Raw genomic sequence first — 16,826 nt, 5'->3', positions numbered from 1 at the left:
CAAACCCGGTGAACGTTCGCGGTCACAGCACTAGACGGTTTCTCTTGGCTAATCGTGCGTCCCGGGGGCTGACCCGACGGTGTCGGTGGGGGCAGTTAGCCTGCGCAGATCTACGCCACTGGACCGGCAACCACAAGCTCGACGGCGGCACCTACCGGGTCTTCGGTCAGGATGGCACCGGAGGTCTCGCCGCCATCTGGTACGTGCGGCCAGGGCGGCCTCTCACCGAGCAGCCAGTAGTGTTCATGGGCTCGGAGGGCGAGTGCGGCGTGGTGGCCGGGGACTTGTCCGGTTTCCTGTGGGTGCTTGCCGACGGTTTCGGGCCAATGGAGGCCGCCCTGTATGAGGAGCGCGAGGCGCGCCCGGACGCAGCTCTGGCCAAGCTCGCCGAGCGGCATTCGACCACCCGCGCCGACCCGCCCGAGAGATCATCACCGAGGCCCAGGCCGAGTTCCCGACCTTCGCCGAGGACCTCGACGAGCTCTGCCGCTGAGGCGGTCAGCGCACAGCCAAGCCGCGGAAAGCGGGGTCAAGCATCAGGTGAAGCCACTGCGTCAAGCATCAACCGAGACCGGACAACTGTGCAACTGTGCAACTGTGCAACTGTGCAACTGTGGATCACCGATTACGCCTGGGTCGTGGTCTTCTGCTCGAGGCGTTCGTAGGGGATTTGGCCGCCTAGGCCGCCATGGGGGCGATGGTAGTTGTAGTAGTCCTCCCATTCGCGCAGCTTGTCGTTGAAGACCTCGGCGTCGTCGATGATGACGCCGTCGAGGAGCCGGTAGAACTCCTCGGCGTCGATGCGGTGGGAGCGTTCGACCTTGCCGTACAGCCGCGGTGTTCGCGGCTTGATGTAGGTGTGGGCGACGCCCTTGTCGAGCACGTGCCAGTGGAAGGCGGACTGGAACTCGGCGCCGTTGTCCGTCTGAATGACCTCGACCTGGAACGGCAGGCGTTGGATGACGTAGTCGTGGAACTGGATCGCGGTCGCCTGGTTCAACGTCGGATAGATCCGCAGCACCCGCAGCCGTGTGCAGTCGTCGATCGCTGTGAACTGGAAGTACTTGTTGCGCCCGCCGCGGCGCCCCTGCGGCATCGAGGCGAGCGGCTCGATGAACTTCACGTCGATCTGCACCCGGTGGCCGGGAAGTTGCTTCTCGTACCGCTTCCACCGGCGGTCGTGGCGCTTGTACCGCTGGGAGGCAGGCAGACGGCCCATGTCCAGGCGGTTGAGGATCCGCCAGACGCCGGACTTGCTGATGGTGACGTCGTGGTACCGCTTGAGGTACATCGCGATCTTCTCTGGCCCGAAGTGGTAGTTCTGCCGCCGGTAGATGATCTTCCCGACCACCTCGACGTGTGTCGCGTTGGGGCTGTGCTTGGGTGCCTTGGAGCGGGTGCGCAGCCCCTCGACGCCCTCGGCCTGATAACGGCGGTACCAGGTGTAGTACGCCTACCGGCTGATCCCGAAGTACCGGCAGGACATCGCGACGTTCCCGGTGACCTCTTCAACGTGACGTATGACCGCCAGGCGCCGCTTGGCCTCACGGTCAAGCGGCGGGGTGGTAGGGGTGGACTTCGACATGCGGATCTCCGTAGTGATCGGAGACCCAGGTGTCAACGATGAACGTCAGTTTTAGAAACCGCCACCTTGGCTAGCGTCTCTCCATTGCCGTGAAGCGGCCGGTATGACCGACGCTGACCGATCCGGGTAGATCTATGGATCACAAGTTCCCTGTGCCACAACCGCGCCAGAGCGTGCAGGGGCCCACGGGGAACGCGGCTGCCGGCAGGAGCCACAGCCAGCGGACGCCGGAGTTGGTGTCCCGCGGGCAGGCCCGCCGTTCACCCCACTGGGGGCCGCCGTCCAGCAGCGAAGTACAGCAACCGCTGCGACCACCGCTGACCTTCGCAGGCCCTGTATGGCCTAATGGCGCGCTGTGTGGACCGCAGTGACCGTCTTGCCGATAGTTCGCATCGAGGGGGTCACTGCAAGTCTCATCTGCGGCCGGCACATCCCTAGAAGTAGAAGCCAACCCAGTACTCGCCATGACTGCACGCGAAGTCATCCGGCCGCTCTACCCGCAGCGCCTCGTACCGGGCAGCAAAAACCTCCAGTGCCTCATGGAGCGAGCAGCCGAGATGCTCGCGGAGCGTCTTGAGGCCGCGGATGATCTGGTTGGCGAGGATCTGGTCGTCGGCAACGGCGACAGCGGCACCATCGGTCATGGTCGTGATCGAAGCCGATCAGCACCACCTCTGCAACGAGGTTTGCTGCCGTGGACCGCTCGACAGGATGCCGTGCCACAGGCGTGCCAGATGGAGCGGGGACTCACGGGGAACCGCGGCTGCCAGAGGGGCTGAGGTGTCGCAGGCACCGAAGCCAGCGTTACCCAGGTCAGCGCCCAACTCGCCCCACCTCGCTCCTAAAGCGGTGATTGCTCGACCCACCGCTGCAGGCGGGCGCAGGCCACCAGTGCGCTGCCGTCTTCGGTGAAGTAGATCAGGAAGGTCCATTTCTGATCGACAGAATCGATCAGCCCTCCTCGCACCGGCCGGCTATGCTCGCGGAGGAGCTGCACCATTCGTTCCAGCCCAAGAGGTTCGACTCCGTGCAGCCGCATGCGCCGAAGTCGGCGTGCAAAGACCCCGGCATGCTGCTCTGCGGGATGCGTCGTATCCCACACGCGGTAGGTGGCACCGCTGCGGAGAGCGGCCAGAGCAGCCACGGACGCCTCGTCCTCACCGGCCAACAGCTTCTCCAGCAAATGCCGTTCCATGGTCACCCCCGTCGAGATCCTGCGGTACAGCAGTCAGGTACCGCAACCCCAGCAACTGCCCCCGCCCGGTAACGTCCCTCTGGGGCCCAGTAGCGGCCGGAATGGCCGTCACTGACCGATCCGGCTACAGCTACGGATCAGAAGGTCTCTGACATCCACGGCTGACTGTGAGGATGTCGATGGCACCGGACGAAGGCGTACCCCAGCGTCCCTGTCCGGCCGTCGTGTCAGTGAGCAGTGGCAGCCGGTGCAGGCCCGGATCGAACTCCGAGGTCCATCTCATGGCTTCCGTTCGGCTGCATGGTTCGGTTCCTCCTTCTCAGCGCAGTTGCTCGGCCAGTCCGACGATGATGCCCTCCGGGCCGCGGAGGTAGCAGAGCAGATAGCTGTCCTCGAACCTGGCGATCTCGCCGACGAGTTCGGCGCCGTGCGGGCGCAGGCGGGCTACGGTGTCCTCGATGTCGTCGACGGCGAACATGACGCGGTGCGTGCCCAGAATGTTGTGCGGCCGGTTGCGCGGCCCGGCGCTGATCACCGCGGGGCTGCGGTACTTCGCCAGCTCGAGCCAGCTGTGACCATCTGGGGTCCGGACCATCGCGATGTCACAGCGGACGCCGTCGAGTCCCGTGCACTGGTCGGCGAAGAGGCCCTCGACCTCCGCCCTGCCCTCCAGCTCCATACCGAGTTCCACGAAGAACGCGATGGCGGCATCCATGTCCTCGACGACGATGCCGACGTTGTCCATCCGCTGAATCGCCATGCTGGTTTCTCCTTTTCCTCGTGCGGCCGGTGGTGGCCGCTGATGTCCCTGGGACGGGGCCGGTGGCACGTTCTCGACATCCGCAGACCGCTGAACTCCGAAAAATCTGGATCGCGCCTCAGGTGAGATTCATCCGGATACCAACCCACCGCCAGCACGATGAGAATGGCTCCCACGAAGGCCCACACTGTGGTTGCTGCGCTGTGCGAGGTATAGATCAGAGCAAGCATGCTCAGCCAGATACCCGGCAGGAGCGGCCGTAGCCAGTGGACGTTGGCGCCCCCCTCTGTCGAATAGGTGTCGAAGGCGCCGATCTATCGCGCTCGGCGTCCGTGGAGCACCAGGTCAGGAGGGATGCGCCGACGATCACACCAGGCGCCTTCTAAGCGCTACGCAGTTGGAAGGCTCGCCGGCGTGGCACGGGGGGGCAGTGCTAAACCTCGCCTAGCGTGTGCAGCGGTGATACTGCACCCGCAGCCTCGACGGGAACCGCTGTCCGCATGGCGCGAACGGCACGATGATTCACGTGGTAGGACCCAGCCCCGGGGGGCGTGAAGACGGCCCAAACGTGTGACGCTGATAGCCCGCCCCGGTATGCCGAGGTCTTGCCGAATGGCCCCGTGGAACGCTTCACGCGCCACGCGGTAGTGGGTGTACGCCACCTCCCACTGCTCCGAGTCCCCTTCAATCACACCGCGGGCGTAGTCGCTCAGCTGCCATACCGTTGAGCGCCACACGCGAGCCGCCTCGCCCGTCCGCTCATCGCACAGCATCTGCACTGTTTCGTAGGCAAGCGCGAGCTGCCGGTCAGATTCAGCGATCTCCCGGACCCCATCTTCGACAGATACGGGCGGCGGTCCTTCGAGCAGGTTCCGTGTCGTGGCAAGCGACCGGGCGGCCCCCACTTGGACGTGAACAATGTGGATCAGCTCGCGGCAGGCGTCGAATCGGTGCTGAGTCCATTGCCTGCCTAAGCCTCGATCCACCGAGTGACCCGCCTCCTGTGGATAAGGAATCAAGAAGAGGTGCCTGCTGACCTGCGATGATGGGAGTTCTGACGCTTCCAGCACGCACAATCAGCAAGGCACCTCGTAGATGAAAGTTTCCCATACTCCGGCGGCGGTCTCCGCTGCGTTCGACGACCCGAATCTGATCGCGCATGCCGGGCTGGTCCCGGTGATGCAGCTGGCCGAGCGGTGCGGGCTGGCCCGTCTGGTGGCGGAGAAGGTGAAGCTGACCGGAGCGAAGAACGGCGCGGGTGCCGGGCCGGATGCCAAGGTCACCAGCATCGTGGCCGGGATGGCCGCCGGTGCGGACAGCATCGACGACCTTCACGTCCTGCGCCACGGCGCGATGCCCGTGTTGTTCGCAGGCGTCCGTGCGCCCTCCACGCTGGGCAGCTTCCTGCGCGCGTTCACCCACGGTCACGCACTCCAGCTCCACGCGGTGCACCGCAGGTTCCTGGCCGCTTTGGCCTCGCACACGCCGCTGCTGCCCGGCGCAGGCGAGAAGGCGTTCATCGATGTCGACTCCACCCACAAACGGGTCTACGGCCGGACCAAGCAGGGCGCCGAGTACGGCCGGTTCAAGGGCGTCCGCACCCTGCACCCGCTGCTGGCCACGATCTGCACCCCCGCCTCGCGGCCGGTGATCGCCACCGTGCGGATGCGCCGCGGGAAGGCAGCCGACTCACGCGGCGCCCCGAAACTGGTCAGTGAGGCGCTGGCCACCGCCGTCGAGGTCGGCTGCACCGGCCTGCGGATCCTGCGGGCAGATTCACAGTTCTACAACGCCGGTGTAATCGCCGCCTGCCGCCGGACCGGGGCCCGCTTCTCCATCACCTGCGGCATGAACCCCTCCATCAAGCGGGCCGTCCTCGGCATTCCGGACGAGGCATGGCAGCAGATCACCTATCCCACCGCGGTGCCCGACCCCGACACCGGCGAGCTCATCTCCGGCGCCGAAGTCGCCGAGATACCCGCCTACACCGCCTTCACCGGCCGCAAGAAGAGCGAGCGGGTCACGGCCCGGCTGATCGTGCGCCGGGTCCGGGACCTGGCCGAACCCGCCGTCGTGGGTGAACAGGGCGAGCTGTTCCCCCTCTGGCGCTACCACCCGTTCTTCACCGACAACCCCGCCCCGACCCTCCAGTCAGAACGGGAACACCGTCACCACGCCGTCGTCGAGCAGGTCATCGCCGACAGCAAAGCCGCAGCTCTGGCCCACCTGCCGTCCGGACACTTCCACGCCAACTCCGCCTGGCTGACCCTGTGGGCGATGACCTACAACCTGCTGCGGGCCACCGGTGCTCTGACCTCCGCCTTCCACGCCAAGGCCACCACCGCCACCCTCCGCGCCCACCTGATCCACGTTCCCGCCCGGACCGCCCGCTCCGCACGGCGCGTCACCCTGCACCTACCGAACAACTGGCCCTGGCAGCACGCCTGGACACACCTCTTCGACACCGTCCACGGCCCAGCCGGCTGACACGAACGTCCCTGCCCACCCCGCCCGCAAGGGCCCAACCGGAACCGAACACGTGGAAACGCTGGGCAGACCAGCAGCTACAAGGTGCCCAATCCAACGGCCGTCCCCCGACCTCAGCCAGAAGATCACCCTCAGCCCACATCGGTGGATCGAGGCTAAGTCACGCTTCCAGCGAGACCGCTCAGAGAGCGTCGCTCCCACGAAGGAGACGGCCCCTCCTATCACCACGCTGAGTAGAGTTGCGAGTTGCGTTCCCAGATTCATGGCGCCGGCTCCCCGTACCAACAGGCCTACTCTGCGACCACATTCGTTGCTGATCAGGCTAGCAATGGTCGCGCGGGCTCGGTCTACAATCGGGCGTCGGAGCAGTCTCCGATCACAGTCGGGCCATGAGCACTGGAGCGGACAGCAGGAGAGCTGCTACACCCTGAGCAACCGCCACAACTCGCCTACGCCAATGAGCTGCCCGCGTACAGCAGCGAAGTACAGCAACCTCGCCGACCGTCAACGTCCTCAGCGAGCACCAGAGCTCGGTTGATCTAGTCGGGAGACCTCAGTAACCGCCCTGCCGGTAGTTCGCATCGAGAGGGTCAGCCCGTGCCACAGGCGTGCCAGATGGAGCGGGGACTCACGGAGAACTGCGGCTGCCAGCGGGCCTGAGGTGTCGCAGGCACCGAAGCCAGCGTTACCCAGGTCAGCGCCCACCTCGCCCCACCTCGCTCCTAAAGCGGGTGTCGCAGGTTCGAATCCTGCCGGGGCACAGCGAGGAGGGCCAGCTCAGGAGGGGTTTCTCCCGGGCCGGCCCTTCGGTGTTCGAGAAGGACCCTGCAGGCCCGTAGTGGCACGTCTGTGACACGACCTTCACCCTGACCGTGGGTCAGGTGGTCACCCGAGTGCGCCGCCGCCTCAGGTGGGGGCGCAGGCTCACCAGGACCGCGGCGATCACCGCCCACAGCGCGAGGGTGACCAAAGGCAGGAGGTGCCCTATGGGTCGCGTCTCACATGCACAGGCACAGGCGAACCGCCAGCGGGTCGTGGAGCGGGCCTCGCAGCTGTTCCGCGAGCGGGGCACGGGCGTGAGCGTCGCGGATCTGATGAAGGCGGCCGGCCTGACGCACGGCGGCTTCTATAAGCAGTTCGCCTCCAAGGAGGCTCTGATCGACGAGGCGGTCATCCACGCGGTCGGCGAACTGGCCGAGCACCACGCCACCACACTCGAGGAGCACGAGGGGCACCGCGGCGAGGCCCAGCAGGCCCTGATCGACGGATACTTGTCCGTCCGGCACCGGGACAACCCCGCCTCGGGCTGCCCCGTCGCCGCGCTCGCCACCGACATGGCCCGACACAGTGGCGACCACGGGGCGCACCGCACCTACACCGAAGGGGTACAGGACTTCACCCAGTGGCTCGCCACCGACGACGAGGACGGCATCGCCCGGCTGTGCACCATGCTCGGCGCCCTTCTCCTGGCCCGCGCCACCAAGGACTCCCCGCTGTCCGAGCAGGTCCTCTCCGCCGCCCGCACCGCACTGTCACCCGCCCCGCAACCACGTGTCTGACATCTACTGCTGACATCAACGGCGCCGGACGGGGGCGTACACCAGCGTCTGGGCCGGGTATCGCATCAGTCGCCAGCAGCAGCTGGACTGCGCTCGGACCGAACTCCTAATGCGGGTGTCAGCCCACCTGGCCCGGATGCGGGTGTCAGCCCACCTGGCCCGGATGCGGGTGTCAGCCCACCTGGCCCGGCTCGAACGGGCTAGCCCACTTCACAACCGGCCGGTGCTGCGGGTCTACAGCTTCCAGCCGACGCAGGCAAGGCGATCGTAGAGCGGCGTCGAGCTGCTCCGCACCGCGGTTTCCCGCACGACGGCCACCACCCGCAGTCCGGGCCGTCTCTGGGCCGTGCGAGGGCGCCCGAAGCCGACCAACAACGACAGAAGCCCACGGCACCTGACCTGGTCAGAGCCGTGGGCTTCTTCAGCCTTGCTGGTCAGCCCAAGGGCTGATCAGTAGATCGGCTTGTCCGGCTCGATCTTGTTGACCCAGCCGATCACGCCGCCGCCGACGTGCACCGCGTCCGCGAAGCCCGCGGACTTGAGTACCGCGAGGACTTCCGCACTGCGGACACCCGTCTTGCAGTGCAGGACGATGCGCTTGTCCTGCGGAAGTTCCTGGAGGGCTGTGCCCATCAGGAACTCGTTCTTCGGGATCAGCCTGGCGCCGGGGATCGAGACGATCTCGTACTCGTTGGTCTCGCGGACATCGATGATGTCGATGTTCTCGCCGTCGTCGATCCACTCCTTGAGCTGCTTGGGAGTGATCGTCGAACCGAGCGCCGCCTCCTGGGCCTCCTCGGACACGACGCCGCAGAAGGCCTCGTAGTCGATGAGCTCGGTGACGGTGGGGTTCTCGCCGCAGACCGCGCAGTCCGGGTCCTTGCGGACCTTGACCTGGCGGTACTGCATCTCCAGGGCGTCGTAGATCATCAGCCGGCCGACCAGTGGGTCGCCGACCCCGGTCAGGACCTTGATCGCCTCGGTGACCTGGATGGAGCCGATGGACGCGCAGAGCACGCCGAGCACGCCACCCTCGGCGCAGCTCGGGACCATGCCGGGCGGCGGGGGCTCCGGGTAGAGGCAGCGGTAGCAGGGCCCGTGCTCGGACCAGAAGACGGAGGCCTGGCCGTCGAAGCGGTAGATCGAGCCCCAGACGTACGGCTTGTTCAGCAGCACGCACGCGTCATTGACCAGGTAGCGGGTCGCGAAGTTGTCGGTGCCGTCGACGATCAGGTCGTACTGGCTGAAGATCTCCATCACGTTCTCGGCCTCGAGCCGCTCTTCGTGGAGGATCACATTCACGTACGGGTTGATGCCGAGCACGGAATCCTTGGCGGACTCCGCCTTGGAGCGGCCGATGTCGGCCTGGCTGTGGATGATCTGGCGCTGCAGGTTCGACTCGTCCACCTCGTCGAACTCCACGATGCCGAGCGTGCCGACGCCGGCGGCGGCCAGGTACATCAGGGCAGGCGAACCGAGGCCGCCCGCGCCGACGGCGAGGACCTTGGCGTTCTTCAGCCGCTTCTGCCCGTCCATCCCGACATCGGGGATGATCAGGTGGCGGGAGTACCTGCGGACCTCGTCGACGGTGAGCTCAGCAGCTGGCTCGACCAGGGGTGGCAGCGACACGGGGACTCCGTTGGTCGGTAAGTCAGTACGGTGGTTCTCCCCGTAACACTGCCACGCTCCCACTCATTCCGAGACACCCGGTCCGATCTGCGAGACGATTTCGTCCCAGTAGCCGGGCAGCGCCTCGAATGCCCCATAGTGCCCGTTTTCGCTCCTGTCCCCGGTCCGATCGGTGAAGAAAATCGTCCCGGCGCCCTGCCAGCGGGCGATGCGCATGGCTTCCTCCAGGTGCGTGCGCGGCACGCCATGGACGAAGTGCACAAAGCGCTCCGGCGGGTAGTCCGCCGTCCACCCCGCCACCTGCGACCAGCGGTAGTCGGTCCATGGCCCGGAGAAGGTAACCAGCTGGTCGGCGGCCTCCGCGTAGCCGGGATACGGGTGCGAGCCGTGCCCGAGCACCAGATGGCCGCCGTCGAGGACCGCCTCCAGCGTCGCCGTCGTACGCCGCACCTCGTGCAGGGCGGCACGGTCCGCCGGGCAGCGGTCCAGCAGGAAGCCGTCGACCCGGTACCACTCGAGATAGCGGTGCGCGTCCGAGACGAGATCACCGAAGGATCGTGAGCCGTGTGCGAGGTCGAGATGGCCGAGGACGCGTACGCCGGCGTTGCGCAGCTTGCCCGCGGCCTCCAGACAGTGCGGGTCGGGGCGGTCGCCGGGGCCGTCGTCGACATTGAGGACCACCCAGTGCAACGGCGTCCCGGGCCGGGTCAGTCCGGCCCATTCGACTGGGGCGACGAGCGGGTGGGCGTAGCCGGGAATGCCGAAGCCGAGCTTCCCCCAGACTTCGTCCGGGGGGACCTCCGTCGCGCCGGTCGCCAGCTGGGTGCCCGTTCTGGTCAAATGCGGCATGCCGCCTCCATCCAGATGTCCGCAAGGGATTCTTCGAGGTTGATACGGGGGCGCCAGCCGAGCCGGTCGCGGGCGGTGCGCACATCCGCCTGCTGCCAGCCGCCGCAGCCGTCGGGGTACGGCGCCGGGGACGCGGACAGGTGGTCCAGTACGGATTCGGTGCGCGGGGCGCCGATGGGGGGCCGGCCGGCCGGCAGGTCCAGCTCGTGCAGCCCACCTGCGTAGCCCGCGACCCGGGCCAGGACGGCGGCCGCGTCCCTCAGCCGTACGGCACGTCCTGTACCGATGTTGACCACGCCCTGCGCGGCGGAGAGGGAGGCGGCATGCACGGCGCGCGCCACGTCCCGTACGTCGACGAAGTCGCGCTGCACGCCCAGGCCGCTGAGCTTCAGCTCGCCGTCCCCGGACTGCATGGCGCGGCGCATGGCCTCGGCGAGGCGGCCGAGCGGGGATCCTGCCGGAGTGCCGGGGCCGACGGGCGAGAAGACGCGGAGTACGACGGCGTCCAGGCCCGAGCCGAGCACCAACTCGGTGGCGGCGAGCTTGCTCACTCCGTACGGGCCGCCGGGACGCGGGATCGCATCCTCCGCAGTCGACGATCCCTGCTGGGACGGCCCGTACTCGGAGGCGCAGCCGAGCTGGACAAGCCGGGCGCCGCAGCCGCTGCGCCGCAGTGCCTCGCACACGGTGGCGACAGCGACGGTGTTGTGGCGGGTCAGTTCGCGGGCGCCGCCGCGGGTGGCGCCCGCGCAGTTGATGACGACTCCGGGGTGGACGGCGCCGAGGAAGCGGGTGAGCGCGCCCGGGCTGCCGCCGGCGAGGTCGAAGCGTACGTCGGCGTCGTCGCCGCGCCCGAGGGCGGTCAGGTGCACGGCCGGGTCGGCGAGCAGCCGGTCGGCGACGAAGCGGCCGAGGAATCCATTGGCACCGAGCAGAAGCACCCTCATCGCGCGGCCGCCCCTCGGTGCCGACGGGCCGGAGCTGGGGGTAGGGGGGTCATGTCGCTTTCTCCTTAGGGGTGTCGCTGTCGATGCCGGTACGGGTGCTGGTGCTGGTGTGGGGACGTCGGCGGTGCCGGGGAAGCGGTGTGTCGGGAACGCGTGCGGTGTCGGGAACGCGTGCGGTGTCGGGAACGCGGCAGGTTCAGCCGCTGTGCGCCGAGGCCCGGGACAGTGCCGCGGTGGCGTGGGCCAGCAGGCCGAGGGCGGCGGCGCCGCAGGCGAGAGCGGGTACGGCTCCGGTGCCCCAGGCTCCGACGACCGCCTCGACCGGGCTCGCCAGGAAGCCGCAGCCCGGGAGGCGTCCGGCCAGCAGGAGGGCGGGGGCGGCGGCTTCGACGGCGCAGGCGGCGCCGAGTCCGGCGGCGGCGGAAGCGGGAAAGCCGTGGACGATGAGCAGACGGGCGAGGAAGAGCAGGATGCCGAGGGCGACGGCGGGGACGAGGGCCTTGTGCGGGAAGACGAGGCCGGCGAGCACAAGAAGAGCGGTGAGGGCACAGACGAACATCGCGACGACGCCGAGGAGCAGCGGACGCGCGCCGGAGGCGAACTCCTCAAGTCCGCGGCTGCCCCCGAGCCTGCGCCGGGCCCGTACGGAGAAGAGGTGCGCGCACCAGGCCGCAGGGGCGACGCCGAGTGCGAGTCCGACAAGCGGGCCCGCGGTCATGGGCCAGGAACCGTCCCGACCGCCGCCCATGAGCTGGGCCTGCAGCCCTTCGCCGTACGCCGCGTACGCCAGCAGCCAGAGTGTCCACAGGCGTACGGCGGCGACCGTGCGCCCCTCGGCTCGCAGCGGTCCACGGCGCAGGCAGAGCGCGAGTGCGACGACGACTCCGCACACGCCCACCGCCCCGGCCGCGAGCCGGACCGTGCCTTCCGCAACCTCCAGGGGCTCCGTGGATTGCACGGCGAGGGCGAGGGCGCAGACGGCGCCCGGCAGCAGCGCGAGGAGTGCGTGTCCGGCGCGGCCGGGCCGTCGACCGGCGCTCGGACCGGCACTCGGACCGGCGGCGCGCGCCGGACGTTCGGCGGTCTCTGTCGTTTCCCCGCCGCGCGGCACGCGCGCGTACAGCTCTTCGGCGAGCGAGAAGATGTCCCGGTGGCGGAAGCGGGCGGCGGTTCGGTCGGTGAGGCCGTGTGCCTCGAGACCGGCGGCGATCTCCAGAGGGTCGACGGCCCGTTCGCACAGCTCGCGGTGGCGGTGCATCAGCGCCTTGACGGGGTCGGCGGGGCCGCGGCGGGCAGCGGGCTGGCGCGTCTGTGCGGGCCCGTCCACCCGGACCCCGGCGAGCAGGGCCTCCGGGTGGGTGTCCGCGTGGGCCGCCGAGCGGGTGTCCCAGCCACTCGCACCGGCGGGTGATCCGCGTTCGTCGGCGCCCGCGCTCTCGGTGATGGGGGACGTACTGCGGGACGTTCTCATGCGCGTACCTCCTTCGCCGTTGCCAGCGTGCCGACGAACCGTGGCCCCTCCGCCCAGCGCGGGAGGCGGCCGCCCGACGCGGTGCCGCCGCCCGTCCAGTGACACGGCGCGTACGCCTCGGCGGGGCGAGCGAAAGGCAGCGGCTCACCGTCCGCGTTCACCGCTTCGCGCTGTACCGGGGAGTGCGAGATCAGCTCCAGGTAAATGCCGCGAAATGCCGTCAGGTTCTGCTCGATCGTGAAGAGCTCGAGCGCGCGGGCCCGGGCGGCCGCGCCGAGCCGTTCACGACGCTGGGGGTCGCGCAGCAGCGCGAGGCAGGCTCCCGCGAGCGCCCGCGGATTGCGCGGGGGCACCACAAGCCCCGTTCCGCCGATGACTTCGACGACCGCGCCGACGTCCGTGGAGACCGTCGCGCGGCCGCAGAACATCGCCTCGACCAGGCTGATCGGGAAGCCCTCGACGACGCTGGACAGGACGACGACCGCGCCGGAGGCGTACGCGTCGGCCAGCTCGAGAGCGTCGGGTCCCCCGATCTCCTCGAAGGAGACCGGGTTGTCGCCGACGGCGTGCGCGTCGGCCGCCTCGTCGGGGAAGACCTGGGCGGCCAGCGCCTTGCAGTGGGCGAGATACGTGACGGCCTCCGGCCCCTGCACCGGCGCGCCGAAGAGCCGCAGCCGCGCCTGCGGCTCCTCCTTGCGCACCTCGGCGAAGGCATGCAGCAGTGCGATGAGGTCCTTGGCGGGCTCGATCCTGCCGACCCAGGCGAGGGTGTGCGGGTCGCCGCCGCCGTCGCCCGCCCCCACCGATTCCCCGACCGCCGCGAAACGCTCCACCTCCATGCCGGGGTAGACAGTCCGCAGCTTGGCGCGGTCGGCGCCGCACTTCTCCTGCCAGCGGCGGGCATGAGTATTGCCGGGCGTGATGACGGAAGCCTGCCGGTACACCTCGGCGGCCAGCCGGCCCTGGAAGGCCGCGAGCAGGGCCCGCACGGGCGCGGTCAGCTCGCCGTCGCTCGCCGCGAGATAGTGCGCGCGCAGCTGTACGCCGTACTCGGTGACCAGCAGCGGGACGCCGAAGAAGCGTTTGGCCAACAGGCCGGGCAGAGCGGCGGACCCGCCGGACGCGGCATGGCACAGGTCGACCGCGCCCAGGCAGTCATCGGCGTACCAGTCGAGCGAGAGCGGGCGCAGAGCGCGCTCCAGCTCGTCGGCGAAGGCGAGATAGTCGGGGACGGTGGCGGCGTGCACGGTGCGGCGCGCGCCGGGGGCGCGACAGGCGGACTCGAGGACGCGCACGGCGAGTTCGGAACGGAGCGCGGCGTAGAGCCCACCGCGCTCACGGGCCAGTTCGGCGAGTCCGTACAGCGCGTCGGCGAAGCTTTCGCCCTGGCCATCTCCCTCCGCACAGACCGCGGAGGCGAGCTCCTTGAAATGGCAGACGAAGCGGCGTCGTTCACGCCGTCCGTACGTATGCCCGTCGTCCTCGGGCGCCCACAGCGGGGCCGTCCGCACCCGCTGCACCTGCGGCGGGAGCTGGATCCAGCCGTGGTCCTCCTGCTGGGCGCTACGGCTCAGCGCATAGACATCGAACTCGTGCTGCGCGAGCCCGCGCACAAGCCGGTCACACCACAGCCTGGACTCACCCGTCGCATATGGATAACCACCGTCCGTAAGCAATCCGATCCGCACCAGCGCACCCCCGATCTCCCTTGTGGGCGGCCGCCGTTGGTCCGGCGACTCACAGCGGGACGACGTTAAGCGGATACGTCGGTGGCACGACGGACGGTTGTCCATCGCGCCACCAGAAGGGGTGAATGCACGTAACTTTCCCGCCCCGGTAGCGTTCTGTCGCGCTACGGAGCAATCCGACTACGGATTGTCAAGCTGCGGCCAACTCTTTGCGAGCGGTTCGGCGGGCCGCGGCGAACAGCGGAGCGAGCGCCGGCCCGGTGGCCTCGAGCAGAGCCGACCGGCCGCACGACGGCGAGATCGTTCGCGATGAAGACCGGCGCGACGCGGTCCCGACCCGCCACCGCCACCCGTCGCTCAGCTCAACTGCCGGGATGCACCCACGGGTTGGGCCGGCACTTGACCCCGTCGATGTCGAGGGACTTGGTCTGCTGCTGCATGACTGGCGCGAGCGCGCCCGGAGTGCTGCAGTTCACATGACCGTGCCCGAGCCGGTGCCCGACCTCGTGATTGATGAGCATCTGCCGGTAGGTGAGCATCGCCCTCTCGCCGTAGGTCACCGAGCCCTGCGCCCAGCGGTACGCATTGATCATCACGCGGTCCGTCGACGCCGAATCACAACTGACGTTGTCGTCGGTCGTGTCCAGACCGGATTTGGCGCACCAGGTCGCCGTGGTCCCGGGACTGGCGAGCGTGATCACGAATTCAGGCTCCCCCGACGAGATCCGCTCGAAGGTCATCGCCCCGCCGTGCGCCCAGCTCCGGTCGTCGTTCAGTGTCTTCTGGACCGCATCGGCGAACAACGCGCCGTCCAGACCGAGGCCCTTCTCGACATCCACCCGGTAGCGGATCTTGCGGCCCCTGCCCGGCGCCTTGTCGAAGCCGGGCACCGCCTCGAAGTCACCCGACGCCGTCAGTTTGGGATTGATCGGGAACCGGGTGGCCATCAGCTGCGCGTACGTGGCCGGAACCCCGGGCTTCCCCGCACCATCGGGCGGCGCCTGCCGTTCGTCCGAGCGGGATGCGGGGCTCTCCGCGCCCGCCCGGTCCTTGCCCGCGGACTGTGCGCTCGACTTCTGAGGACCGTCCGCGGCGAAGTGGCCGGCCACGACGACCGCGAGCACCGTGGTCACCGCGGCGGCCGCGATCCCGGTGAAGGCGCGCCCCTTGCCGCCTTTGGCGGGCTTGTCCTCGGGCGATTCGGCCGCGGCTCCGGCGGCCTGATCCGGCTCGTCGCCCCGTTCGGTGACGGAGTCGTACAGGTCGGGCTCCGGGGCCGCTTCCGGCCGGGGCCGGTCGAAGGCCTCGACGAACTCCCGTCGCGGGCCCGGTATCCGGGCCGCTCCGGGCATCCGCGGCGGCGGCGTCTGCACACGCTGTCGGCCGTCGGCCTGCCTGTCCCCGTACCGCTGCTGCTGGTGTACGCCCCAGCCACCGCCCGCTTCATGCTGTTCCGGGTGTCCGCCGCGGGTCTGGGGCACGCCGTAGCCGGAGGAGCCATGCTGCTCGGGACCGGGCGCGGTGCTGCGTCTGCGCCGTCCACTGCCGGGGCTCGAGCCCACGACTTCCCACTCGCCGGTGCCGGATACACCGGCGCCGGCTGGACCCGCGCCGCCTTCGGAGTCGGAGCCCTTGGGCGCGGGGCCTTTGCGGCTGTGTCGTCCCACCCCCGGATCAGCTCCTGTCGTAGTCGTTCAGCAGTTCCCGGAAGGCCTCGGCGACCGTTTCCGGGTACTCCATCATGGCAACATGTCCGGCGTCCGGGAGCGTCAACAGCCGGGAATCACGGAAGGCCGCCGCTGCCTTGCGCGCCATACGGTACGAGACGAGCTGGTCCCGCCCTCCGTAAACAAGCAGCGTCGGCGCGAGCACCCGCTCCGCCTGCCGCCACAGCCCGTGCTGGCCCCCCAAGGTGTACGCGTCGACGATGCCGCGCGCGGAACGAGTCATCGCGTCCCAGAAGTACGGGAGGCGAATGCGCCGCTCCATCTCCTCCACAGCATGGTGCAGCGCTTCGTCGTCGACCCGCGAGGGGTCTCCGTAGCAGAGCGCCATCACGCCTTTGGTGCGCTGCTCGGCCGTCCAGTCCTTGGTCAGTCTGCTGAACAGCGGGGCGACCCCGGGCAGTGCCATCAGTGCGGTGGGCACGGCGGAGCGCTGCACGCGGAGCTCCGGCAACGCGGGCGAGATGAGCGTGAGCGTGCGCACCAGGTCGGGCCGGACGGCCGCGACACGGGTGGAGACCGCTCCGCCCAGGGAGTTTCCGAGGAGGTGGACGGGGCCGCGGCCCGCGGCGTCCAGGTAGCGGATCAACGCTCTGGCGTGGCCGGTGAGGGAGTAGTCCCCGTCGTCCGGCGGCGGGGAGTCCCCGAAACCGGGCAGGTCGACCGCCTCACCGTCCAGGATGTCTTCGAGCAGCAGCATCAGCGCCGACCAGTTCTGCGAGGAGCCGCCGAGCCCGTGCACATACAGCGCCGGCGCGAGGCCGGATCGCGCCGGCGGCCTGGATCTGACGGTGAGCGTCAGGCCGGGCAGTCGGGAGGAGCGCAGCTCCTCCCCCTTAGCGACCCGCACGGTCGCGACCTTGGGCGCCACGGCGGCGTTGGCGGCGCGTACTCCCGGCAGCTCGGTCGAAGACATGCGGGCAATGTTACGA

12 protein-coding genes and 2 pseudogenes are annotated in these 16,826 nt (G+C 69.1%); 3 read left to right on the top strand and 11 right to left on the bottom strand.

Annotated elements, in window-relative coordinates:
* Positions 1-110: 110 nt before the first annotated feature.
* A pseudogene (locus OG966_RS26785) lies at positions 111-493 on the top strand (SMI1/KNR4 family protein); the annotation flags it as partial.
* A 132-nt stretch (positions 494-625) separates the two neighbouring features.
* Here the strand turns inward: OG966_RS26785 and OG966_RS40925 are convergent.
* The 4 genes and pseudogenes from OG966_RS40925 to OG966_RS26760 form a co-directional block, all read right to left on the bottom strand.
* A pseudogene (locus OG966_RS40925) lies at positions 626-1,585 on the bottom strand (IS481 family transposase).
* A gap of 434 nt (positions 1,586-2,019) precedes the next feature.
* The gene (locus OG966_RS26770; protein WP_326652422.1) at positions 2,020-2,229 is read right to left on the bottom strand and encodes a hypothetical protein; all 210 of its coding nucleotides are present in this window, start codon (positions 2,227-2,229) and stop codon (positions 2,020-2,022) included.
* Positions 2,230-2,426: 197 nt separating this feature from the next.
* Positions 2,427-2,780, bottom strand: coding sequence for a hypothetical protein (locus OG966_RS26765; RefSeq protein ID WP_326655385.1), 354 nt, complete (start codon positions 2,778-2,780; stop codon positions 2,427-2,429).
* Between the two features lie 319 nt (positions 2,781-3,099).
* Complete coding sequence (locus OG966_RS26760) at positions 3,100-3,540, bottom strand: VOC family protein (RefSeq protein WP_326652421.1); 441 nt, start codon at positions 3,538-3,540, stop codon at positions 3,100-3,102.
* Positions 3,541-4,635: 1,095 nt separating this feature from the next.
* On the opposite strand from OG966_RS26760, the gene OG966_RS26755 reads away from it, so the two are divergent.
* A complete protein-coding gene (locus OG966_RS26755; RefSeq protein WP_326652221.1) occupies positions 4,636-6,027 on the top strand; it encodes an IS1380 family transposase in 1,392 nt (463 codons plus the stop codon).
* A 986-nt stretch (positions 6,028-7,013) separates the two neighbouring features.
* Positions 7,014-7,586 (top strand): TetR/AcrR family transcriptional regulator, encoded by a 573-nt coding sequence (locus OG966_RS26750; RefSeq protein WP_326652420.1) that lies wholly within the window; start codon positions 7,014-7,016, stop codon positions 7,584-7,586.
* 450 nt (positions 7,587-8,036) lie between these two features.
* Here the strand turns inward: OG966_RS26750 and moeZ are convergent, their stop codons facing one another.
* The 7 genes from moeZ to OG966_RS26715 all read right to left on the bottom strand — a co-directional run bounded on the left by moeZ (position 8,037) and on the right by OG966_RS26715 (position 16,810).
* Positions 8,037-9,215, bottom strand: coding sequence for an adenylyltransferase/sulfurtransferase MoeZ (moeZ, locus tag OG966_RS26745; protein WP_326652419.1), 1,179 nt, complete (start codon positions 9,213-9,215; stop codon positions 8,037-8,039).
* Positions 9,216-9,278: 63 nt separating this feature from the next.
* The gene (locus tag OG966_RS26740; RefSeq protein WP_326652418.1) at positions 9,279-10,064 is read right to left on the bottom strand and encodes a spherulation-specific family 4 protein; all 786 of its coding nucleotides are present in this window, start codon (positions 10,062-10,064) and stop codon (positions 9,279-9,281) included.
* The gene (locus OG966_RS26735) at positions 10,052-11,011 is read right to left on the bottom strand and encodes an NAD-dependent epimerase/dehydratase family protein (RefSeq protein WP_326652417.1); all 960 of its coding nucleotides are present in this window, start codon (positions 11,009-11,011) and stop codon (positions 10,052-10,054) included. Before OG966_RS26735 ends, OG966_RS26740 begins: the two co-directional genes overlap by 13 nt.
* 196 nt (positions 11,012-11,207) lie before the next feature.
* Positions 11,208-12,482 carry a hypothetical protein gene (locus tag OG966_RS26730; RefSeq protein ID WP_326652416.1) on the bottom strand — a complete coding sequence of 425 codons (1,275 nt, stop codon included), beginning with the start codon at positions 12,480-12,482 and terminating at the stop codon, positions 11,208-11,210.
* A complete protein-coding gene (locus OG966_RS26725; protein ID WP_326652415.1) occupies positions 12,479-14,170 on the bottom strand; it encodes a DUF3492 domain-containing protein in 1,692 nt (563 codons plus the stop codon). Before OG966_RS26725 ends, OG966_RS26730 begins: the two co-directional genes overlap by 4 nt.
* 362 nt (positions 14,171-14,532) lie before the next feature.
* Positions 14,533-15,837: a DUF3152 domain-containing protein gene (locus OG966_RS26720; RefSeq protein ID WP_326652414.1), complete on the bottom strand. Its 1,305-nt coding sequence runs from the start codon at positions 15,835-15,837 to the stop codon at positions 14,533-14,535.
* 7 nt (positions 15,838-15,844) lie between these two features.
* Positions 15,845-16,810, bottom strand: coding sequence for an alpha/beta fold hydrolase (locus OG966_RS26715; protein WP_326652412.1), 966 nt, complete (start codon positions 16,808-16,810; stop codon positions 15,845-15,847).
* Positions 16,811-16,826: the final 16 nt, after the last annotated feature.

This window comes from Streptomyces sp. NBC_01750 (genome assembly GCF_035918095.1).
GTDB lineage: Bacteria > Actinomycetota > Actinomycetes > Streptomycetales > Streptomycetaceae > Streptomyces.
The sequence above is the reverse complement of the archived record's forward strand: the minus strand, read 5'-3'. Positions and strand labels throughout refer to the sequence as shown.